We start from the raw sequence: 21,616 nt of genomic DNA, 5'->3' as shown, positions 1-21,616 counted from the left end.
GTGCGAAGTGACGGCCGGTGAGATTGGCCACTTTCAGCTTACGGTCACAATAGGGGAACCGCTTGCCGTCGCGCCGGGATCTCTGCGGGTTTCTGTCTCGATCTCGGAGGCGATCCGCATCGCCTCTTCGATCAGGGTCTCGACGATCTGTGCTTCGGGCACGGTCTTGATCACCTCGCCCCGCACGAAAATCTGGCCCTTGCCATTGCCGGAGGCGACGCCGAGGTCGGCCTCGCGGGCTTCCCCGGGGCCGTTGACGACGCAGCCCATCACGGCCACCCGCAACGGCACATCGAGGCCGTCCAAGCCGGCGGTCACCTCGTTGGCCAGCGTGTAGACGTCGACCTGGGCGCGCCCGCACGACGGGCACGACACGATCTCGAGGGAACGGGGACGCAGGTTCAGCGATTCCAGGATCTGGTTGCCGACCTTGACTTCCTCGACCGGCGGCGCCGACAACGACACCCGGATGGTGTCGCCGATGCCTTTGGACAGCAGGGCGCCGAAGGCGACCGCGGACTTGATGGTGCCCTGGAACGCCGGACCGGCCTCGGTGACGCCGAGGTGCAGCGGGTAGTCGCACTGCGCGGCGAGCTGTTCGTAGGCGGCGACCATGACCACCGGGTCGTTGTGCTTGACGCTGATCTTGATGTTGCCGAAGCCGTGCTCCTCGAACAGCGAGGCCTCCCACAGCGCCGACTCGACCAGCGCCTCGGGGGTGGCCTTGCCGTACTTCTGCATGAACCGCTTGTCCAGCGAGCCGGCGTTGACGCCGATGCGGATGGGGATGCCGGCGGCGGCCGCGGCCTTGGCGACCTCGCCGACCCGGCCGTCGAATTCCTTGATGTTGCCCGGATTCACGCGCACGGCTGCGCAACCGGCGTCGATCGCGGCGAAGATGTACTTCGGCTGGAAGTGAATGTCGGCGATCACCGGGATCTTGCTTTTCTTGGCGATGGCCGACAGGGCGTCGGCGTCCTCTTGGCGGGGACAGGCCACCCGGACGATGTCGCACCCCGCCGTGGTCAATTCGGCGATCTGCTGCAAGGTGGCGTTGACGTCGTGCGTCTTGGTGGTGCACATCGACTGCACCGAGATCGGATAGTCGCTGCCGACCCCGACGTCGCGCACCATCAATTGACGCGTGCGGCGCCGCGGGGCGAGCGTGGGCGCCGGCGGCTGCGGCATGCCCAGGCCAGTGGTCACAGTTGACCTTTCTCTCTGGCCCTTACTGGAAGAGCCTGATCGGGTTGACCAAGTCGGCAGTGACGGTCAACAGCATGTAGCCGACGACGAAGACCAGGACGACGTAGGTCGCCGGCATCAGTTTGAGGTAGTTCACCGGCGCCGCGGCCACCTTGCCGCGGGCCGTCCGGATGGTGTTGCGGATCTTCTCGTACACCGCGACGGCGATGTGGCCGCCGTCGAACGGCAGCAGCGGGAGCAGGTTGATGGCCCCGAGGATGAGATTCAACTGAGCCAGGAAGAACCAGAACGCCACCCACAGCCCGTGGTCCACGGTGTCACCGCCGATGATGCTGGCGCCGACGACGCTGATCGGCGTCTGCGGGTCGCGCTGTCCACCGCCGATGGCGTGCACCAAAGCACCGACTTTGGTGGGGATGGTGACCAGCGCCTTGCCCACCTCGGCGGTCAGGTCGCCGGCGAAACTCAGCGTGCCCGGGATGGCCGAGAGCACTCCGTATTGCGTGGGCGCGTTACGTGGTGCGCCGACGCCGATGGCTCCGACGGTGGCGGGTCGCGCCTGGTTGCCCTGCCCGCTGGGCAGGAAGCGTTGCGTCGGCTCGACGTTGACGTTGGTGGTGATGGTGGTCCCGTTGCGTTCGATGACGACCGGGATGACACCGTGCATCTTGCGCACGGCCGCGGCCATCTCGTCGAAGCTGGACACCGGGGTGTCCCCGACCTTGACGACGACGTCGCCGGGCCGGATACCGGCGATCGCCGCCGGCCCCGGGCCGTTGCACTTCTCCAACTTCCCCTGCGCGGTTTCGGTTGCCACACAGCCGGTTTCGCCAACCACCGCCTTGGTCGGCGGGTGCAGGTTGGGCAGCCCCCAGATCACCGCGATGGCGTAGATCAACACCAGACAGATGACGAAGTTCATGCCGGGACCGGCGAACAACACCGCCACGCGCTTCCAGGTCGCCTGCTTGTACATCGCGCGATCCCGCTCGTCGGGGTCGAGGTCTTCGACCGGGGTCATCCCGGCGATGTCACAGAAGCCACCGGCCGGGATGGCCTTGACCCCGTATTCGGTCTCCCCGCGGCGGGTGGACCACAGCGTGGGGCCGAAGCCGACGAAGTAACGCCGCACCTTCATGCCGGTGGCCCGCGCGGCCCACATGTGGCCGCATTCGTGCAGGGCCACCGAAAAGAGGATGGCCAGCGCGAACAGCACAATGCCGAGAACGAACATCATCTGGTGCGTTACGACCTTTCTAAAGCCATGCCGGAAATCGTCGTCGGACTTGCCGCGATCGCGCGGTGCGCTCGCTCGCGCGCCCAACGTTGCGCGTCAAGTACGTCATCCACGGTAGCGGGTGCGGCGGCCCATTGGTCGGCCCCGCGCAGCACTTCGGCGATTGTTGCGACGATGGCGGGGAACGCGATGCGACGGGCCAGGAACGCCTCGGCCGCCTCCTCGTTGACGGCGTTGTAGACCGCGGGCAGGCAGCCCCCGGCCTGCCCGGCGCGCCGAGCCAGTTCGACGGCCGGAAAGACGTCACTGTCCAGCGGCTCGAATTCCCAGGTCGACGCGGTGCTGAAGTCGCAGCACAGGGCCGCCCCGGCGACCCGGTGCGGCCACCCTAAGGCCAGCGAAATCGGCAGCTTCATGTCCGGCGGGCTGGCTTGGGCCAGCGTCGAGCCGTCGCTGAAGGTGACCATGGAGTGCACGATCGATTGCGGGTGCACGACGACGTCGATGCGGTCATACGGGATGCCGAACAGCAAGTGGGTTTCGATCAGCTCGAGGCCCTTGTTCACCAGCGATGCCGAGTTCAGCGTGTTCATCGGTCCCATGGACCAGGTGGGGTGCGCGCCGGCCTGCTCCGGGGTGACTGCGGCGAGGTCGGCGGCCGACCAGCCGCGAAACGGCCCACCCGAAGCGGTCAGCACCAATTTCTCGACTTCGTCGGGGCTGCCGCCGCGCAGGCATTGCGCCAGCGCGGAGTGTTCGGAGTCGACCGGCACGATCTGGCCGGGCTGTGCGGCTTGTAACACCAGCGGGCCGCCGGCCACCAGCGACTCCTTGTTCGCCAGCGCCAGCCGGGCTCCGGACGCCAAGGCAGCCAGGGTGGGACGCAACCCGAGCGCTCCGACCAGCGCGTTGAGCACTACATCGGCCTCGGTGTCCTCGACCAGCCGGGTAGCGGCATCGGTCCCCCGATACGGAATGTCGTCGGGGGCGTGCGCGTCGGCGACGGCGATGTTGGTGACGCCGGTTTCGGCGCGCTGACGCAGCAGCGTGTCCAGGTTGCGGCCCCCGGCGGCCAGTCCCACGACCTCGAAGCGGTCCGGGTTGGCGGCGATGACTTCCAGCGCCTGCGTGCCGATCGACCCGGTGCTGCCCAGCACCAGCACCCGCACGCGGCCATCGGTAGTCACTCATCCATTGTGCCGGTCTCCGGCGTTACATTTTTCGGCCCGTCCGGGGCCGCGCCGGCTCCGAATGACTTCCTGGTGTGCGGTGAGCGCCACGCCGATCGACTTGTGGCGGTCACTGCGGGACACTGAGGCCATCTCTCCCAAGGCAAGGTAGCCCGGGCCGGCGGGCTACCTTGCCGCTTCTTAATGCCGCTTCTTCATGAACCCAACTGCGGTCTCGGCCGTAACGAATAGGAGACATGTTCACCCTCGCGTTGGTCGGGTTCCTCGGCGGCCTCATCACCGGCATCTCGCCGTGCATTCTGCCGGTCCTGCCGGTGATCTTCTTTTCCGGCGCGCACACCGCGGAACCAGGAGACGGCGCGGTCGCGGTTCAGACGAAGAACACTGCGCGGCCCTACCGGGTGATCTTTGGACTGGTGCTCAGCTTCAGCCTGGTGACGTTGCTGGGTTCGGCATTGCTGTCTGCGCTGCACCTACCGCAGGACGCGCTGCGCTGGGTGGCGCTGCTCGCCTTGGTCGCAATCGGTGTGGGCCTGATCTTCCCGCGCGTCGAGCAGCTGCTGGAAAAGCCGTTCTCCCGCCTCCCGCAATTGCGAATCAGTCACCGCGGCAACGGCTTCGGGCTGGGCTTGGCATTGGGCGTGTTGTATGCACCGTGCGCCGGTCCGGTGCTCACCGCGATCGTCGTGGCCGGCGCCACCGCGTCGCTGAGCCTGCGCATCGTGGTGCTGACCGCGACGTTCGCCATCGGGACCGCCCTGCCGCTGCTGTTCTTCGCGTTGGCGGGTCAACGATTGACTCAGCGCCTCAACGCCTTTCGTCGTCGCCAGCGCCAGATCCGGATCGGTGCCGGCATCGTGACGATCTTGCTTGCGGTGGCGCTAGTGTTCGACGTACCGGCCGCTCTGCAGCGCGCCATCCCCGACTACACCGCGCCGCTGCAGGAGAAGATCGGTGGTGGGGCCGACCTGAACCAACTCAACGCCGCGGCGGGCCTCAATCCGCTGCTGTCGCTGTGCAGCGGCGGCGGTGAGCAGCTGCAGAACTGCGGCCGCGCGCCGGATGTCAAGGGCACCACCGGGTGGCTCAATACGCCCGGCAATCAGCCGATCACCCTGAACTCGTTGCGTGGCAAGGTGGTTCTGGTCGACTTCTGGGCGTACTCGTGCATCAACTGCCAGCGGGCGATCCCGCACGTGACCGGCTGGTACCGGGCCTACCACGACAACGGTTTGGAAGTCGTCGGCGTGCACACTCCGGAGTATGCGTTCGAGAAGGTTCCGGACAACGTCGCTCAAGGGGCGAAAGACTTGGGCATCACCTATCCCGTCGCGCTGGACAACAACTACTCGACGTGGACGAACTACAACAACATCTACTGGCCCGCCGAGTACCTCATCGACGCCAACGGAACCGTGCGCCACGTCAAGTTCGGCGAAGGCGACTACGACGTGACCGAAAAGCTGATCCGCCAGCTGCTTTCCGATGCCAACCATGGCGTCCAACTTCCTGCGCCGGTCAACGCCCCGGACCGCACCCCGCATTCGGTCCAGACGGCCGAGACCTATTTGGCCGTCGGCAAGATCGTGAACTACGGCGGCGGCGGCCATTACGACGAGGGACCGGCCATGTTCAGCTACCCGCCGACCCAGGCACCCGACACCTTCGCGCTGCGCGGGCCCTGGACGCTGGATCACGAGGGCGCCACCGCCGGCGGCGACGACTCGAGCATCAAACTGAACTACCACGCCAAGGATGTCTACATCGTGGTCGGCGGAACCGGGACGTTGAGCGTGACGCGCGACGGCCACACCATCACCATGCCGGTCGGCGGTCCTCCGACGGCACGTCAGATCGTCGCCGACCCGCAGCAGGGGCTCGGGACGCTGGAAGTGCGGCCGAGCAAGGGACTGCAGGTGTTCTCCTTCACTTACGGCTGACACCCGTCCAAAGCTCGCATCGCTCCGAACAACCCATGTCGGGGGTCCACCGAGCCGGGATAACCCGGTTCGACACTAACCGAAGGAGCGAACGGTCATGAAAGCTCAAAAGAAGTACATGGCAACGGGTTTCGCGGCAGCCAGTCTAGTCGCGCTGGCGGTGTCGGCGGCCCCTTCCGCGTCCGCGGGAGATCTGGTCGGACCGGGCTGCGCCGACTACGCGGCGACGAACCCGTCCGGACCGGCGTCGGTGCAGGGGATGTCGCAGGTGCCCGTGGTGGAGGCGGCGTCGAACAACCCGCAGTTGACCACTCTGACGTCCGCGCTGTCGGGCCAACTCAACCCGCAGGTCAACCTGGTCGACACGCTCAACAGCGGCCAGTACACGGTGTTCGCGCCGACCGACGCCGCCTTCGGCAAGCTGCCGGCGGCGACGATCGACCAGCTCAAGACCGACTCCAACCTGCTGACCAGCATCCTGACCTACCACGTCGTGCCGGGACAGGCCACCCCGGCCAAGGTCGTCGGAACGCATAAAACCCTGCAGGGCGGCAACGTGACCGTGACCGGGCAGGGCAACAACCTGCGGGTGAACAACGCGAACGTGGTGTGCGGCGGGGTGTCGACCCTCAATGCGACGGTGTACATGATCGACACCGTGCTCATGCCGCCGGCGTAGCGGTCGGCCGGGGGGCGGGCCCGGGCCGATATGCCAGAATGAGGGGCAGCGTCAGTCCGCAGTTCGACCGAAGGGATCGCCGTGGCCAGTACTGAGGTGGAGCACTACTCCGGCGTCGACCTTGCCGAGGTGCCGTCCGCGCAGTGGGGGTGGAGCAGGATCAACCACCGCACCTGGCACATCACCGGTCTGGTCATCTTCGGGTTCCTGCTGGCCATGCTGCGCGGCAACCACGTCGGCCACGTCGAGGACTGGTTCCTGATCGGGTTCGCGGCGCTGGTGCTCTTCGCGCTGGTGCGCGACCTCTGGGGTCGCCGGCGCGGCTGGATCCGTTAGCCGCCCCGATTCCTCCTGCCACACCAGCCACTTCGCCCCCTGGCGTGGAGCATGTCGGATTTGCTCACCTCACAGCGACACATCGCACCTAGCTGAGCAGTTGTCGCGCTGAGGCGGGCAAAACGGCGGGTCCGACGGGACAGAAACCGTGACGCTCAGGACCCTCGGAATCAGCGCCGGGCCCGCCGCGACAACGCGGCGGCGAGCACCCCACTCACCGACAGCAGCACCAGCCACGGCCACGCGCCATGCTGGTGCACCCAGCCCGCCAGGGCGCCTTGCAGCCGGCCGGCCGCCGCGATCACCCCGTCCCGCGGATCGGCGCCGTCGCCCAGTAGCCGCACCTCGAACAGGCCGTAGTAACCCACGTACAGCCCGACCAAGACCAACACCGCGCCGCTGATCCGGTTGAGATACGGCAAAATTCGGCGCGCCCGGTCGATCACCGCGGAACTGGCGGTGGCCGTGGCCATGGCCAGCACACCGACGACCAAGGTCAGCCCCGCCACGTACGCCGCGTAGATCGCGGCACTGCCGAGCACCGAGCCGCCGCGCAAGCCGGCCCCGGTGACCGCCAGAAACGGCCCTACCGTGCAGGACAGCGACGCCAGCGCGTAACTGATGCCGTAGGCATACATCGAACCCAGCCCGGCGGTCGGAGCCCACCGGGCACCGAGGCCGCGAGGCGTCAACGCCGTCAGCTCCCGGCCCGACAGCAACCAGATCCCCAACGCAACGAGCACCACTCCGATCGCCACCGTCGCGTAGGGCACGTACCGCTGCACCGCCGCGGCGGCCGACAGGGTCAGCGCCCCGAACGCGCCGAAGACGGTCACGAAGCCCAACGCCATCCCAACTGTCGCTGCCAGGGCGCGCCCCGCCGCGTTGTGCGGGTTAGTGGCCTCCCCGGACCGCTGACCGCGCACCACGAGCACCAGGTACGCGGGCAGCATGGCGAACCCACAGGGGTTCAGCGCGGCGACCAATCCGGCGGCGAAGGCCAAACCCAGCAGGGCATGGTTCACTGCGTCAGCGCGGCGACCCGGCCGGACAACTCCTGCTGCGACATGGCCGCGCTCGGATTGTTGACGAACGTCGAGGTGCCGTCGGCGCGATAGAAGACCCACGCCGGTTGCCAGGGAACGTTGTAGCGCGCCCAGATGGCGCCGTCGGCGTCGTTCAGATTGGTGAAGTTCAGACCGTACTTGGAGACGAAGTTCTGCATGGCGCCGACGTCGGAATGGGCCGCGACGCCGACGAAGGTGACCGCGGGGTTGGCGGCCGCTACCTGGCTCAGGCCCGGTGCTTCGGAGTTGCAGAACGGGCACCACGGCGTCCAAAACCACAGGACCGCCGGCTTGCCTTGCAGACTGGCACCGTTGAACGGCGCCCCGCTCAGCGTCGTCGCGGTGAACTGCAGACGATCATCGGCGGCCCGGGCCCGCGGGGGCGAGGCCAGACCGGCCACCAAGAACAGCGCCGCAGCGGCGGCGACAAACGTTGTGACGGTGCGTGATAGGCGAAGGCTCATGGCAGACCTCATTCGCTGGTGTTATGCCTTCATGACGAACTACCCGCTTTGTCGGTTCAGTACCGGATCGAGCTATCCGACTTCCGCGGCCAACTGCCCGCAGGCGGCACTGATCTCCCTGCCCCGAGTGTCCCGGACAGTGCAAGAAACCCCCTGCGCCCGAACACGTTTGACGAATTCCCGCTCCACGGGCTTGGGGCTGGCGTCCCATTGACTGCCCGGAGTGGGATTGAGCGGAATCAAGTTCACGTGCACCAGCGGACCCAGAGCCCGGTGCAGCCGCTTGCCGAGCAGGTCGGCTCGCCAGGATTGGTCGTTGACGTCGCGAATGAGCGCGTACTCCACCGACACCCGCCGGCCGGTCACCTCGGCGTAGTACCGGGCGGCGTCGAGCGCCTCGGTGACCTTCCACCGGTTGTTGACCGGCACCAACGTGTCACGCAGTTCGTCATCGGGTGCGTGCAACGACAGCGCCAGGGTCACCCCGAGTCGCTCGTCGGCGAGCTTGCGGATCGCCGGCGCCAGACCCACCGTCGACACTGTCACCGAGCGCGCCGATATCCCGAACCCCGACGGCGGCGCCTCGGTGATGCGCCGCACCGCGGCCACTACCCGGGCGTAATTGGCCAGCGGCTCGCCCATGCCCATGAACACCACGTTGGACAATCGATCGCCGAAGTCGTCGCGCAACGCGGCGGCGGCCGCGCGGACCTGCTCGACGATCTCCGCGGTCGACAGGTTGCGCAGCAAGCCGCCTTGGCCGGTGGCACAGAACGGGCAGGCCATGCCGCAGCCCGCCTGCGAGGAGATGCACACCGTATTGCGCTGCGGATAGCGCATCAACACCGACTCGACCGTGGCGCCGGCGCTGGCGCGCCATAACGTCTTGCGCGTCTGGCCGGCGTCGCAACTGACATCCCGGACAGGCGTCAGCAGGGTGGGAAACAAGACTTCGGCGATCTGTTCCCGCACTGCCGCCGGCAAATCGGTCATCTGCTGGGGATCGGCGATCAGCCGCCCGTAGTACTGGTGCGCGAGCTGCTTGGCGCGAAATGCCGGCAGTCCCAGTTGCGCGACCGCTTCAGCGCGCCCCGCCGCATCGAGATCGGCCAGATGCCGCGGGGGTTTGCCGCGGGCCGGCGCGTCGAACACCAAATTTGTGACCATGACATGTCCAGTATCCCCGTAAGCGGGGACGGCCCTACGGCAACAGGGTCAGCACGGTCCACGCCGCCACCGCGGACGGCAGGATCCCGTCGAGGCGATCCATCAATCCCCCGTGTCCCGGCAGCAGCCGACCCATGTCCTTGATCCCGAGGTCACGCTTGACCTGAGACTCCATCAGGTCACCGAGCGTGGTGGTCAGCACGAACAGCAGCCCCAGCAAGGCGCCCACCCAGGGCGGCTGGTGCGCCAGGTAGGTGGCGGTGATGACCGTAGCGGTGATGCCACAGACCAGTGAACCGGCAAACCCTTCCCACGACTTCTTGGGGCTGATCCTGGGCACCATCGGATGCTTGCCGAACAGCACCCCGACGGTGTATCCGCCCACGTCGGAGGAGATGACGGCGATCATCATGCAGAACACCCAGCCGGCACCGTCTTGCGGGTAGACCAGCATCGCGGCGAAGGACGCGAACAGCGGCACCCACACGGCCAGGAAGATCGTCGCCGACGCGTCGCGCAGGTAGTTCGTGGACGACGCCGAGCCGTCGGTGTTGTCTCGGGTTTCGTCCTGCATGAACAGCCGCCAGATCATGCAGACCACGACCATGCCGCCGAACCCGGCCAGCGCGCCGACGGCGCGATAAGGCCAGGTCAGCCATACGGTGAACTGACCGCCCACCAGCAGCGGAATGACCGGGATCAGGTATCCGGCTTCACGCAACCGGCGCACCACCTCGTGGCTGGCCAGCAGGGCGGCACCGGCGCACAGGGCCACCCAGAACCGCGGCGCGTAGAGCAGCGTGACGATGAGGACGGCGCCGATGCCCATTCCGACCGCGAACGCGGCGCGCAGGTCACGTCCGGCGCGCGACGTCTTCTTTTTGGCAGCTCGCTGCGCGGAATCGACCGGCTCGTCGGGACTGCCGGCGCCGGCATCGGTGGTGGCCATCGGGCGTGGTTGCTGAGCGGTCCCTAGACCTCCAGCAGCTCGCCTTCCTTGTGTTTGACCAGTTCGTCGATCTGGGTGACGTACTGATGGGTGGTCTTGTCGAGGTCCTTCTCCGCCCGACCGACCTCGTCTTCACCGGCCTCGCCGTCCTTGCGGATGCGGTGCAGTTCCTCCATCGCTTTGCGACGGATGTTGCGCACCGAAACCTTGGCGTCCTCGCCCTTGCCCTTGGCCTGTTTGACCAGCTCGCGACGGCGCTCCTCGGTCAACTGGGGAACCGCGACGCGAATCAGCGTGCCGTCGTTGGTCGGGTTGACCCCGAGGTCGGAATTGCGGATGGCGGTTTCGATGGCGTGCAGTTGGCCCGCCTCGTAGGGCTTGATGACGACCAGCCGCGCCTCGGGGACATTGATGCTGGCCAGCTGGGTGATCGGGGTGTTGGTGCCGTAGTAGTCGATGACGATCCGGGAAAACATGCTCGGGTTGGCCCGGCCGGTGCGAATGGTCGACAAGTCGTCGCGGGCCACTGCCACGGCTTTTTCCATCTTCTCCTCGGCGTCGAAGAGTGCCTCGTCAATCATTTGCGCCGCTCCTCCTCATCGCTTCGCTCTGCATCGTCGCCGGCGGGAATCATTTGCGCCGCTCCTCCTCATCGCTTCGCTCTGCATCGTCGCCGGCGGGAATCATTTGCGCCGCTCCTCCTCATCGCTTCGCTCTGCATCGTCGCCGGCGGGAATCATTTGCGCCGCTCCTCCTCATCGCTTCGCTCTGCATCGTCGCCGGCGGGAATCATTTGCGCCGCTCCTCCTCATCGCTTCGCTCTGCATCGTCGCCGGCGGGAATCATTTGCGCCGCTCCTCCTCATCGCTTCGCTCTGCATCGTCGCCGGCGGGAATCATTAGCGCCGCTCCTCCTCAGGTGGTGACCAGCGTTCCAATTTTCTCACCGGAGACCGCTCGGGCGATATTGCCGTCGATCAGCAGATTGAACACCAGAATCGGCATGCCATTGTCCATACACAGGCTGAAGGCGGTCGCATCGGCCACTCGCAGTCCCCGATCGAGCACCTCACGGTGGCTGATCGCGGTCAGCAGTTCGGCGTCGGGATCCTTGCGCGGATCGGCGGTGAAGACCCCGTCGACCGCCTTGGCCATCAACACCACGTCCGCGTCGATCTCCAGCGCCCGCTGCGCCGCCGTGGTGTCGGTGGAGAAATACGGCAGACCCATGCCGGCGCCGAAGATCACCACGCGACCCTTCTCCAGGTGCCGGACCGCGCGCAGCGGCAGGTATGGCTCGGCGACCTGCCCCATGGTGATGGCGGTCTGGACGCGCGTGACGATGCCTTCCTTTTCCAGAAAGTCTTGCAGCGCAAGGCTATTCATCACGGTGCCGAGCATGCCCATGTAGTCCGACCGGGTGCGCTCCATGCCGAGTTGCTGCAGCTGCGCGCCGCGGAAGAAGTTGCCGCCGCCGATGACCACCGCCACTTGCACCCCGTCGCGCACCACGTCGGCGATCTGGCGGGCCACCTGCGACACCACATCGGGATCCAGGCCCACCTGGCCTCCGCCGAACATTTCCCCGCCGAGCTTGAGCAGTACCCGGCGATATTTCGACGGTGCGTCGGTATCACGAGAAGCCACCGCGCCGTTGCTACTCGCCGACTGCGGCTCAGGAGCCGCAGCGCCGGCGGTCTCGGACTCCGTCATCAGACTCCTCGCATGGGGCTGTACACATGAGGGATCACCGTCCCGGCAACCAGCCACAACGGCATCTCACATCCTGCCTCATCCGGTTGCTGCCGCGTGTGCCGGGTGGATGACCCCGCCCGTCCCCGAAGGGTTTGCCCGGCTAGGAGGAGGCGGTGAGCCCCTGCGTGGCGGGGCCTTCCAACAAGGTGCCGTCCGGGGCGAACCGCGACCCGTGCAACGGGCATTCCCACGCCTTGGTGGCGTCGTTCCAGTTCACGATGCCGCCCAGATGCGGGCACACCGGCGAGACCCGGTGCTCGACACCGTCGACCGAGCACCGCGCCACCAAATGCCAGGGCGGACCGGTGACCTCACCGTCCGCATCGGACGGGCCGCGCCGGACGATCGGCTCGAGCCAGCCTTTGGCCATGTGGTAGCCGACCTCGAGGTTGGCCTGGATGGCGGTGGGAATGCCGGCGACCTCGTGCGGGCTCCACGCGGAGAAGGCGCGGCCCCAGTCCATTCGCCCGCCCAGGATGCGGGCGCTGAGCAGCAAGCCCGCGGCGACGCCGTTCGTCATCCCCCACTTCTGGAATCCCGTTGCGACTAGGGTCTTTTCATCACCGGGCAGGATGGGTCCGACGTAGGGCAGGTGGTCGGCGGGCGAATAGTCCTGAGCCGACCACTCGTGCGTTTTGACCGCGCCGGGGAAGTGCCTGCGTGTCCACGTGGTCAGCTCCTCGAGCTCGGCGACCGGACTCTTGCGGCCCACCACGTGGCTGGCCCCGCCGACCACCAGTCGCTCACCGTCGCCGAACGGCGCGTAGCGCACCGACCTGGTCGGCGAGCCGGCCGAGATGAACATGGGGCGGGTGATCGAGCCCGGCACCTTGAAGGCCATGCAGTAGGACCGGCTGGGTTTGAGCCTGGCGAAGAATCCGCCGCGATCGAAGACGGGCATTCCGGTGGCCAGGACGCAGCGTCCGGCGTCGACTTCGGATTCACCGGTGCTCGACTGCACGGTCAGCCGCACCCGCCCTTGGTGGTAGCGCAACTTCTGCACCCGGGCGCCTTCGACCAGACGGCCGCCGCGGTCGGCCAGCTCTTTGATGTAGCTGTCCAGCAAATGCATCGAGTTGATCTGCGCTTGTTGGCGTAGCCGCACTCCCCCGTGGAACGGGAACGGCACGTCGGCGTCGTCGACCCACTCCACGTCCAGCCCCGCCCGGCGACAGGCGGCCTGCACGGCCCGCGCCGACGGGACCTCCTTGGCGCTTTGGGCATAGAGGTGGTCGTCCTCGCGCTGCACCGGGACCTCGTTGCTCTCGCAGTACCGCAGTAGCCAGTCCTGCGCCTCGCGGTTGCCCTGCACATAGTCACCGGCAAGTCCGGCGCCGTGCCGGGGAACGATCTGACGCAGCGTCGACCCCTGCAGCAAGCTGACCTTGCCCGTGGTGTTGCCCGTCGTCACCGCGCCGGCGGTGCGGGCTTCGATCACCAGCACGTCTTTGCCGGCCCGGGCGAGCAACACAGCGGTGGTCAAGCCGGTGATGCCGGCGCCGACGATCACCACATCGGCGGATTCGGATTGCTGAAGATGGTTGGTCTGATCCGTGGGCCGTTCGTGATCGGCCAGCCATATCGATGTCATCTAGGTTCAGTTGCCCGGCTCAGGGCAGACGAAACGACACCGACCGGACACACCCGCACGCGTCGTTTGCTGATACCGCAAGATGTTCCGATGTTTAGCGGACATGAGGTTTGGGGAATTCGCTGGAACGCGCCCGCCGGTTGTGCTGCCGAACGGGCGCAAGCGATGAAGTCGCCAGACGCGATTGGTACTGAGTGGACGCTCAGTGCACGGGCATTCGAGGAGGATCATGTCGGAGACGGACAAGTCTGGACCAGCCGAGGCGGTCGAGGGAGTCGTCGAGGGCGTCAAAGGCAAGGCCAAGGAAGTCATCGGGACGGTGACCGGTCGCGGTGATCTGATCGACGAGGGTGAAGCGCAGCAGGACAAGGCCGAGGCCCAGCGTGACGCCGCCAAGAAAGAGGCTCAGGCAGAGGCAGCACGCGCCAGCGCTCAGGCGGCCGAACAGCGCCAGAAGTCCAATCAATAGCTTGTTGGGAAGGATGGGTCCGGTCTGTGTACAACGGACCGGGCCCATCGACTTTTGTGGCCGTACCCGACTTTGCGACAATCGCCCGCACGGGTCTTTCTCGAAGTTGGAATAATCGGGGCTAACTGGGTGCCGATTGGCCGCACTGGCAGCATCTCCGTATGGGGTGATCGCCCAGTAGTGGGCACGCCCTGACGAGGTTGGAGATGGCTGTTGGAAGTTTTGCTGCTTACCAATGAAGCCGATTTCGAGTCGGTGCTGCCGTCGCTGGAGTCGTTCGCCCTGCAGGTCCGCCGGGCACCGCTGGAAGAGCACCACCGGGCCGCGTACGACGGCGTCGACGTGGCCGTCATCGATGCGCGAACCGACCTGGCCGCGGCCCGTAGGGTATGCCGACAACTGAACGCCGACGCCCCGGTCATGGCGGTGGTTGCGGTGGTTGCACCGCCGGATTTCGTCGATCTCGACGTCGATTGGCATTTCGACGACCTGCTGCTGACGCCGGCCGGCGCCGCGGAACTGCAGACGCGATTGCGGCTGGCGATCAGGCGGCGCCGCAGCGCCTTCGCGGGCACCCTGCAATTCGGTGACCTGATTCTGCACCCCGCCAGCTACAGCGTGACGCTGAACGGCACCGACCTCGGCCTCACCCTGACCGAGTTCAAACTGTTGAATTTCCTTGTGCAGCACGCGGGTCAGGCGTTCAGCCGAACCCGGCTCATGCACGAGGTATGGGGCTACGACTGCAACGGCCGGGTGCGCACGGTCGACGTGCACGTGCGGCGCCTGCGCGCCAAGCTGGGCACGGCCCACGAGTCAATGGTCGACACCGTCCGCGGTGTGGGCTACATGGCGGTGACTCCGCCGCAGCCGCGATGGATTGTCGGTGAGCCGATGTTGAGCCCGATCTGGACGTCCACGGCGCCGACCACCGATCCGGTGACCCGGTAGCGTCCGCTCAGCCGAACAACGGCAGCGCGCGCTTGCGGGCCAGCGCATCCATTCCGCGTTGAATGCTGTCTTCGACTTCGTGGTACTTGCTGTCGATGTAGTCCTCGTCGTCAGCACGCGCCGGGTCGTGATCGATCTCGACCGGGGGCATGAACCGGGTCCTGATCTTGGCCGGCAACGGCAACTGTGGCAGCGCTGCCGGTGCGATACCCCAAGGCAGCGATACCGCAATCGGAAAAACCTTGAGCCGCAGCGCTTTATCTAGGCGCAAGGTGCGGGAGAGCTGGTCGCCGCGAATGAGCACCGGCATGGCGTCCGCCCCGCCGACGGTGGCGATCGGGACGATCGGCACTCCGGCGCGGATGGCCATTTTGACGAACCCCTTGCGCCCCGCCAGATTCGCCCGGTCCCGCTCTGACCAGGGGCGCAACGAATCGACTTCGCCGCCCGGCCACAGCGCCACATCGCGCCCCTCGGCGAGCGCGGTGGCGATGGCGTCCGGAGCCGCCGGCAGCACGCCCATGGATCGGAAGAACCGGCCGATTCCCGGGATGGCCATCAACGCGTCGTGCGCGGTGCCGTGCAGGGGACGATCGGGACCGAATCGTCGCCACCATTGCAGGCCCACCGTCCACGCGTCCCATACGAACGGGGCGCCGGAGTGGATCCCGATCAGCAACGCGGGTGGTTCGGGGATGTTCTCCCAACCGTCGATCTCCATGCGGAACCAATAGTCCACCAGCACGTTCCAGAAGAACTTCTGCCGCTGCAACGACGTTTCATCCTGGCCATCGAGGTCCCATTGGCCGGCCCGTGACGCCACCCACCCGCTTAGGCCGCCGTCCTGTTTCTCGCGCTTGCGCTGCATAGAGGAGCGCGCTTGCTCGGCGTGCTGCTGGGCTTGGTCGAGGACCTCCGGCGGCCGGTGATCAGCTTTTTGTGCCATGGGCGGTGAGTACCCCCTGTTCGTGCACAACTCACTCCAAGAATTCACACACACTCCCCGCGCCACCGGTGACGCGGGGAGTGTGTACAGACCCGACGACGACTCCGCCGTCCGGGTTAGTCATCGAAACGAGCACGAGCTATGCGTTGTTCGTCCAGATCAGGACATCTTGAACGCCGTCGTTGTAGACCACGCCGTTGGGCGGCGCGCCATTGACGTCGAAGTAGATAGTCCCGGTGGTTTGGCCACCTTGGGTAATCGGCGCCGGACTCAGGCCGTTAGGCGTCGGCAGCGTATTGACCACGTGGTAGGTCTGGCCGGTGGCCGTGCGCGCGTTGAACGCCGACACCAGCGGCGTGACCGTCCCACTATTGGCCACGGCGGTCACGTCGGCCTGCCACAACTGGCCCTGCGGCTGGTAGCCAGGGATCATTGCGTTACTCGGCTGCAGGTCACTGACCGTGTAGGCGGTGACCAGCGGGCCATTGACAATCGGTGCACTGGTGCCAAATCCCTGAATAGCGGGGTTGGCGATCGCCGGTGCGGCGGTGAAGACGGCTGCGGTAATTCCGGCGGCACCAATAGCGGATTTAACTGCGGTTTTCCCGAATTTCATACTGAATTCCTCCCATTCGGCCGTTCGCATTCCTCACGCAAGCGCACTACGCAACTCGAATCCATGAGGATGCCCCCCACTGAATTCCATAACCGATCGGCTTGGGCCTCAAACATTCGCGAGCGCCACTCGGCCAGCGCAGCGCGGCCCTGCCATGCGGTACCAGACGGTGCATAATTGACGAATGCGGGGATTAGGTGAGTTTTCGCGCATTCGCAAAGCGCGCTGAATCGGCTCACGGAATTGGTCCGGGACATGCCTCAGCAGGGGCCGGTTGATGCCCGAGCGACCCTGGACGAAATCACCGAAACCGCCGTGAAATCCGTGCCCGGAGCGTTACACGCGGGCGTCACCCTCACACAACGCCGTCGCGTCCTCGAAACGCCGTCGGCGACCGACGATTTCGCGGTGCTGATCGATCAAATACAAGGACACCTCGGTGAGGGCCCGTGCCTCTCGGCGGCATGGCAGCATCACACCATTCACATCGATGACCTCGGCGCTGAGCAGCGCTGGCCCAGGTACCGCGAGGAAGCGTTGCGGCAGACGCCAATTCGCTCGATCCTGTCGTTTCTGCTCTTCAACGATCGACAGTCCGCGGGCGCGTTCAACCTGTATGCCGATGATGCTCATGCTTTCGACGATGAAGCGATCGAAGTCGGATTGGCCTTCGCCACACACACCGCGCTGGCCTGGAATATCTTGCGTCGTGACCAACAGTTCCATAGCGCTCTGGCCTCACGCGACACCATCGGCCAGGCCAAAGGGATGCTCATGGAGCGGTTCAGCATTGATGCGTTGGCGGCATTCGATCTGCTGAAGCGACTCTCTCAGGAGTCGAATGATCCGGTTGCCGAAATAGCCCACCGCTTGGTGAACACCCCCCCAGCGATACGGCGGCCTAATTAAAGAGGGTTCAGCGCCAAGAGGTTTCGGCTTCCTGCTCGTAATTGTCGTAGGCCGTGATCAGACCGATCAGCACCTCGGCAGTCGCCTCGAGCAGGCCTTGCCCGCGTGGGTCGGCGACCTTCTCGATCACCTCCCGCGCATGCAGCGCCGTGTCGTTGAGCATCTCTTTCAACTTGACCGTATGGTGCCGTGGGTCTTCCTCGCCGTACTCTTGCCCTTCTGCCATGACGCCTACATACCCTGACCGCCGCATCGGCAACCAGGCGGCGAAGTGGGTGTTTCTGCCCGATTTCACCGCCGATCTATGTCAATATCCTTGACATGGGTCAAGTCGACGACGCCCCGTTGGGTTACCTGCTCTACCGGGTGGGGGCCGTGCTGCGGCCCGAGGTCGGCGCCGCGCTGAGTCCACTGGGCCTCACCCTGCCCGAATTCGTCTGTCTGCGAATGCTGGCCCAATCGCCGGGATCGTCCAGTGCCGAACTGGCGCGGCACGCGGGCGTCACCCCGCAGGCGATGAACACGGTGTTGCGCAGATTGGAGGACTCGGGTGTGGTGGCCCGCCCGGCGTCAGTGTCCTCCGGACGTGCCCTGCCGGCCACATTGACCAGCCAGGGCCGCGCCCTGCTCAAGCGCGCCGAGACCGTTGTGCGTGGTGCGGACGCGCGCATACTCGCCAAATTGACTGCGCCGCAACAGCGGGAATTCAAGCGAATGCTCGAGCGACTCGGCTCGGACTAGGCCGACGCAGCGTCCTGGATCCGCGGCCACGGCTGCGCTTCCTCCAACTCGTACGCCAGTTCCAACAGTCGGTCCTCACGCCCGATGTCGGCGGAGATCATCAGTCCTACCGGCATGCCGTCGGCGGACCGCGCCAGCGGCAAGGAGATTGCCGGTTCCCCGGTGACGTTTTGCAGCGGCGTGAAGGCCACCCAGTCGGAGAGTCGGTCGATGGTCTGCTGATAGTCAGTGGGTGCCAGGTAGCCAATTTGCGGCGTCCGGTCAGCCAGCGTGGGCGTCAGCACCGCGTCATAGGTGGCGAAGAATTGCGCGGTACGCCGACGCGCCGCGCGCAGCCGCATGATCGCCAGCGGGATGCGGTGCAGGTTGCGGTTGGCGTGGCGGTAGAGACCCAATGTCAGGTTGTCCAGCCGGGTACGGTCGAAGGTCTTGCTCAGCGTGTAGCGGCCGGTACCGACCTGTGCCAACGACAACAAGCCCCAATACAGGATGAAGTCGTCCTCGAAACTGCTAGCCGCGGGCGGCTTTTCGACGTGCTCGATGCGGTGGCCAAGTTCTTCGAGCAGCCCGGCGGCCTTGAGCGTCAGCTGGCGCACCTCGGCACTGGCCTCCCGGTTGACCGAGCGGGTCACCACCGCGATTTTCAGCCGCTGCGTGCCCGGCCGGGTGATGTCGCCGATCGGGGGCAGCTTGGGGGCCGAGAAGACACGTTCGGCCTCGCGGTAGAAGGCGGCGGTGTCCCGAACCGAGCGACTCACCACGCCGTTGGCGACGACCACGACCGGCATGTGCCGCAGCTCCGGGTTCAGTGGCAGCCGTCCCCGGGAGGGTTTCAGCCCGACCAACCCATTGCAGGCGGCCGGGATCCGGATGGACCCGCCGCCGTCGTTGGCGTGCGCGATCGGCACGACGCCGGCGGCGACGAATGCCCCGGATCCCGACGACGAGGCCCCGGCGGTGTAGTCGGTGTTCCACGGATTACGCACCGGACCGATCCGCGGATGTTCGGCGGCCGCACTGAACCCGAACTCCGACATCTGCGACTTGCCCAGCGATATCAGCCCGGTCGACAAGAACAACCGGGTGAACTCGCTGTGCGCCGCGGCGTTGCGGGGTGTCCAGGCGTCGGTGCCCAGCATCGTGGGCTGACCCTCGACGTCGACGTTGTCCTTAATGAAGCTCGGGACGCCGCTGAAGAAGCCGAAGGACTGGCCCTGCGCTTGCGCGCGCGCCCGGTCGAAGGCCGCATGCGCGACGCCGTTGAGCGCGGAATCGACCGCTTCGGTGCGGGCGATGGCCGCCTCGACGGCCTCGGCGCGCGACACGTGCCCAGACCGGATGGCCTCGGCCAGTCCTACCGCGTCCAGTTCGCCCAGGGCATCGTCGGCGAAGGCATGTATGCGGGGCATACCGCAGCGCCTAGGCCTGGCCGACCTCGAAACGCACGAACCGGGTCACGGTCACACCGGCGTCGTCGAGTAGGGCCTTGACGGTCTTCTTGTTGTCGGAGACCGACGGCTGTTCGAGCAGCACGGCGTCCTTGAAGAAGCCGTTGAGCCGGCCCTCGACGATCTTGGGCAGCGCCTGTTCGGGCTTGCCTTCGGCCTTGGCGGTTTCCTCGGCGATGCGGCGCTCGCTGGCGACGACGTCCTCGGGCACGTCCTCGCGGGAAAGGTAGCGCGCCTTGAGCGCGGCGATCTGCAGCGCCACCGCGTGCGCGGCCTCGGCGCCCCCGTCACCGGTGTACTCCACCAACACCCCGACCGCGGGCGGCAGGTCCGCCGCGCGCTTGTGCAGGTAGGTCTCGACGGTCCCGTCGAAGAAGGCGACGCGGCGCAGTTCGAGCTTCTCGCCGATCTTGGCCGACAGTTCGGCGATGGCCTGTTCGACGGTCTTGTCGCCGACATTGGCGCCCTTGACAGCGTCGACATCGGTGGCCTTGGCCGAAACCGCGGCTTCGACCACCTGGTTGGCCAACGCCTGGAACTCGGCGTTCTTGGCGACGAAGTCGGTCTCGCAGTTCAGCTCGATCAACGCGCCGTCCTTGGCGGCGACCAGACCCTCGGCCGTCGCGCGCTCGGCGCGCTTGCCGACGTCCTTGGCGCCCTTGATGCGCAGCGCCTCGACGGCCTTGTCGAAGTCACCGTCGCTTTCGGCGAGGGCGTTCTTACAGTCGAGCATGCCTGCGCCGGTCAGTTCCCGAAGCCGCTTGACGTCGGCAGCGGTGAAGTTTGCCAATGCTCAGCCTTTCTTAGGTTGCGTCTGTGGTTGATTCGCCGGCGCCGGCGCCGGCATCACCCGCGGGAGTGGCGGTCGCGGCGGCCGAGGCCAGCAGTTCCTGCTCCCATTCGGGCAGCGGTTCGGCGGCGTCCGCCTCGGGCTTGCCGTCGCCACGGCCCACTCCGGCGCGAGCCTGCAGCCCCTCGGCGACAGCGGAGGCGATCACCTTGGTGAGCAGCGCGGCCGACCGGATCGCGTCGTCGTTGCCCGGAATCGGGTAGTCGACCTCGTCGGGGTCACAGTTGGTGTCCAGGATCGCGATGACCGGAATGCCCAGCTTGCGGGCCTCACCGACGGCGATGTGCTCCTTGTTGGTGTCGACCACCCAGATGGCCGACGGCACCTTGGCCATGTCGCGGATACCGCCGAGGCTGCGCTCGAGCTTGTTCTTCTCGCGGGTCAGCATCAAGATTTCCTTCTTGGTGCGGCCCTCGAAGCCACCGGTCTGCTCCATCGCCTCGAGCTCCTTGAGGCGCTGCAGGCGCTTGTGCACGGTGGAGAAGTTGGTGAGCATGCCGCCCAGCCACCGCTGGTTGACATAGGGCATGCCGACGCGGGTCGCTTCGGCCGCGACGGATTCCTGCGCCTGCTTCTTGGTGCCCACGAACATGACGCTGCCACCGTGGGCGACCGTCTCTTTGACGAACTCGTACGCCTTGTCGATGTAGGTCAGCGTCTGCTGCAGGTCGATGATGTAGATGCCGTTGCGGTCGGTGAAGATGAACCGCTTCATCTTGGGGTTCCAGCGACGGGTCTGATGCCCGAAGTGGGTGCCGCTGTCGAGCAGCTGCTTCATGGTGACTACGGCCATGCTTGTGCCTTACTTGTGTCGGTTTCTGCCCGGCATCGGGTGAGGCCGGGCCCTGGCGTCTGCTGCGCTGCCGAACCCGTCGGGAGTGACTCCGTCAGGGACCGCTCGGCACGCTGGTGCGAACTCTGGGAGCCGCGTGCAGGCGCGCGAAGTCAGCCCGCCGAAACGAGCTGCGCTAGGAAGTTTACACCGAGGCAGCTGATGGTTTTCCCCAGCGGCGCCCCGGTACACAGAACCGGCGGGGGTGACTGGTCGCGGCGTCGACGTGCGGCTGGGCTGATCGGGTGCGATGGGTAGCGCTGATTCTGCTGTG

General features: G+C 66.4%; 23 protein-coding genes. 7 read left to right on the top strand and 16 right to left on the bottom strand.

Features of this window, described 5'->3' with window-relative positions:
* Positions 1-33 precede the first annotated feature (33 nt).
* The 3 genes from ispG to dxr are packed head-to-tail and all read right to left on the bottom strand — an operon-like array spanning position 34 to position 3,630.
* On the bottom strand, positions 34-1,206 hold the full coding sequence (ispG, locus tag A9W95_RS12380; RefSeq protein WP_067412729.1) for a flavodoxin-dependent (E)-4-hydroxy-3-methylbut-2-enyl-diphosphate synthase: 1,173 nt from the start codon (positions 1,204-1,206) through the stop codon (positions 34-36).
* Between the two features lie 22 nt (positions 1,207-1,228).
* On the bottom strand, positions 1,229-2,443 hold the full coding sequence (locus tag A9W95_RS12375; RefSeq protein WP_067412726.1) for an RIP metalloprotease: 1,215 nt from the start codon (positions 2,441-2,443) through the stop codon (positions 1,229-1,231).
* An 8-nt stretch (positions 2,444-2,451) separates the two neighbouring features.
* On the bottom strand, positions 2,452-3,630 hold the full coding sequence (dxr, locus tag A9W95_RS12370; RefSeq protein ID WP_067412723.1) for a 1-deoxy-D-xylulose-5-phosphate reductoisomerase: 1,179 nt from the start codon (positions 3,628-3,630) through the stop codon (positions 2,452-2,454).
* 239 nt (positions 3,631-3,869) lie between these two features.
* On the opposite strand from dxr, the gene A9W95_RS12365 reads away from it, so the two are divergent.
* From A9W95_RS12365 to A9W95_RS12355, 3 genes are all read left to right on the top strand, one after another.
* Positions 3,870-5,573: a cytochrome c biogenesis protein DipZ gene (locus A9W95_RS12365; protein WP_067412720.1), complete on the top strand. Its 1,704-nt coding sequence runs from the start codon at positions 3,870-3,872 to the stop codon at positions 5,571-5,573.
* 97 nt (positions 5,574-5,670) lie between these two features.
* Entirely contained in the window at positions 5,671-6,252 is a 582-nt protein-coding gene (locus tag A9W95_RS12360; protein ID WP_067412718.1) for a fasciclin domain-containing protein, read from the top strand.
* Positions 6,253-6,333: 81 nt separating this feature from the next.
* Positions 6,334-6,588 (top strand): DUF2631 domain-containing protein, encoded by a 255-nt coding sequence (locus A9W95_RS12355; protein ID WP_067412715.1) that lies wholly within the window; start codon positions 6,334-6,336, stop codon positions 6,586-6,588.
* A gap of 170 nt (positions 6,589-6,758) precedes the next feature.
* On the opposite strand, the gene A9W95_RS12350 is transcribed toward A9W95_RS12355, so the two are convergent.
* The 7 genes from A9W95_RS12350 to A9W95_RS12320 all read right to left on the bottom strand — a co-directional run bounded on the left by A9W95_RS12350 (position 6,759) and on the right by A9W95_RS12320 (position 13,580).
* On the bottom strand, positions 6,759-7,613 hold the full coding sequence (locus tag A9W95_RS12350; protein WP_067412713.1) for a cytochrome c biogenesis CcdA family protein: 855 nt from the start codon (positions 7,611-7,613) through the stop codon (positions 6,759-6,761).
* A complete protein-coding gene (locus A9W95_RS12345; protein ID WP_067412710.1) occupies positions 7,610-8,119 on the bottom strand; it encodes a protein disulfide oxidoreductase in 510 nt (169 codons plus the stop codon). Before A9W95_RS12345 ends, A9W95_RS12350 begins: the two co-directional genes overlap by 4 nt.
* 72 nt (positions 8,120-8,191) lie before the next feature.
* Positions 8,192-9,286 (bottom strand): 23S rRNA (adenine(2503)-C(2))-methyltransferase RlmN, encoded by a 1,095-nt coding sequence (gene rlmN / locus A9W95_RS12340; protein WP_067412708.1) that lies wholly within the window; start codon positions 9,284-9,286, stop codon positions 8,192-8,194.
* 34 nt (positions 9,287-9,320) lie between these two features.
* Entirely contained in the window at positions 9,321-10,235 is a 915-nt protein-coding gene (locus A9W95_RS12335; RefSeq protein WP_067412705.1) for a phosphatidate cytidylyltransferase, read from the bottom strand.
* Positions 10,236-10,258: 23 nt separating this feature from the next.
* Complete coding sequence (gene frr, locus A9W95_RS12330; RefSeq protein WP_067412704.1) at positions 10,259-10,816, bottom strand: ribosome recycling factor; 558 nt, start codon at positions 10,814-10,816, stop codon at positions 10,259-10,261.
* 333 nt (positions 10,817-11,149) lie between these two features.
* Positions 11,150-11,947, bottom strand: a complete 798-nt coding sequence (gene pyrH, locus A9W95_RS12325; RefSeq protein ID WP_067412701.1) for a UMP kinase — start codon at positions 11,945-11,947, stop codon at positions 11,150-11,152.
* A gap of 142 nt (positions 11,948-12,089) precedes the next feature.
* Positions 12,090-13,580 carry an FAD-dependent oxidoreductase gene (locus A9W95_RS12320; RefSeq protein ID WP_067412699.1) on the bottom strand — a complete coding sequence of 497 codons (1,491 nt, stop codon included), beginning with the start codon at positions 13,578-13,580 and terminating at the stop codon, positions 12,090-12,092.
* Between the two features lie 229 nt (positions 13,581-13,809).
* Here A9W95_RS12320 and A9W95_RS12315 point away from each other — a divergent pair, with 229 nt between their 5' ends.
* Together A9W95_RS12315 and A9W95_RS12310 are read left to right on the top strand one after the other, a co-directional pair.
* Positions 13,810-14,049, top strand: coding sequence for a general stress protein CsbD (locus tag A9W95_RS12315; RefSeq protein WP_067412696.1), 240 nt, complete (start codon positions 13,810-13,812; stop codon positions 14,047-14,049).
* Between the two features lie 213 nt (positions 14,050-14,262).
* On the top strand, positions 14,263-15,000 hold the full coding sequence (locus A9W95_RS12310; protein ID WP_067412694.1) for a response regulator transcription factor: 738 nt from the start codon (positions 14,263-14,265) through the stop codon (positions 14,998-15,000).
* Between the two features lie 7 nt (positions 15,001-15,007).
* Here the strand turns inward: A9W95_RS12310 and A9W95_RS12305 are convergent, their stop codons facing one another.
* Together A9W95_RS12305 and A9W95_RS12300 are read right to left on the bottom strand one after the other, a co-directional pair.
* Positions 15,008-15,946: a lysophospholipid acyltransferase family protein gene (locus A9W95_RS12305; RefSeq protein ID WP_067412691.1), complete on the bottom strand. Its 939-nt coding sequence runs from the start codon at positions 15,944-15,946 to the stop codon at positions 15,008-15,010.
* Between the two features lie 139 nt (positions 15,947-16,085).
* Positions 16,086-16,562 (bottom strand): MPT63 family protein, encoded by a 477-nt coding sequence (locus tag A9W95_RS12300; RefSeq protein ID WP_067412754.1) that lies wholly within the window; start codon positions 16,560-16,562, stop codon positions 16,086-16,088.
* Positions 16,563-16,817: 255 nt separating this feature from the next.
* Between A9W95_RS12300 and A9W95_RS12295 the strand changes: the two genes are divergently transcribed.
* The gene (locus tag A9W95_RS12295) at positions 16,818-17,471 is read left to right on the top strand and encodes a GAF and ANTAR domain-containing protein (RefSeq protein WP_067412688.1); all 654 of its coding nucleotides are present in this window, start codon (positions 16,818-16,820) and stop codon (positions 17,469-17,471) included.
* Between the two features lie 7 nt (positions 17,472-17,478).
* Here A9W95_RS12295 and A9W95_RS12290 read toward each other — a convergent pair whose 3' ends face one another.
* The gene (locus A9W95_RS12290) at positions 17,479-17,697 is read right to left on the bottom strand and encodes a hypothetical protein (protein ID WP_067412686.1); all 219 of its coding nucleotides are present in this window, start codon (positions 17,695-17,697) and stop codon (positions 17,479-17,481) included.
* Between the two features lie 95 nt (positions 17,698-17,792).
* On the opposite strand from A9W95_RS12290, the gene A9W95_RS12285 reads away from it, so the two are divergent.
* Complete coding sequence (locus tag A9W95_RS12285) at positions 17,793-18,212, top strand: MarR family winged helix-turn-helix transcriptional regulator (RefSeq protein ID WP_067412683.1); 420 nt, start codon at positions 17,793-17,795, stop codon at positions 18,210-18,212.
* Here the strand turns inward: A9W95_RS12285 and A9W95_RS12280 are convergent.
* The 3 genes from A9W95_RS12280 to rpsB are packed head-to-tail and all read right to left on the bottom strand — an operon-like array spanning position 18,209 to position 21,303.
* Positions 18,209-19,621 carry an amidase gene (locus A9W95_RS12280; protein WP_067412681.1) on the bottom strand — a complete coding sequence of 471 codons (1,413 nt, stop codon included), beginning with the start codon at positions 19,619-19,621 and terminating at the stop codon, positions 18,209-18,211. The genes A9W95_RS12285 and A9W95_RS12280 overlap by 4 nt on opposite strands.
* Positions 19,622-19,631: 10 nt before the next feature.
* Complete coding sequence (tsf, locus tag A9W95_RS12275; RefSeq protein WP_067412678.1) at positions 19,632-20,450, bottom strand: translation elongation factor Ts; 819 nt, start codon at positions 20,448-20,450, stop codon at positions 19,632-19,634.
* A gap of 13 nt (positions 20,451-20,463) precedes the next feature.
* Positions 20,464-21,303: a 30S ribosomal protein S2 gene (gene rpsB / locus A9W95_RS12270; RefSeq protein ID WP_067412676.1), complete on the bottom strand. Its 840-nt coding sequence runs from the start codon at positions 21,301-21,303 to the stop codon at positions 20,464-20,466.
* Positions 21,304-21,616 lie beyond the last annotated feature (313 nt).

This window comes from Mycobacterium sp. 1423905.2, from assembly GCF_001673155.1.
GTDB lineage: Bacteria > Actinomycetota > Actinomycetes > Mycobacteriales > Mycobacteriaceae > Mycobacterium.
This window is presented reverse-complemented; position numbering and strand designations above follow the sequence as displayed.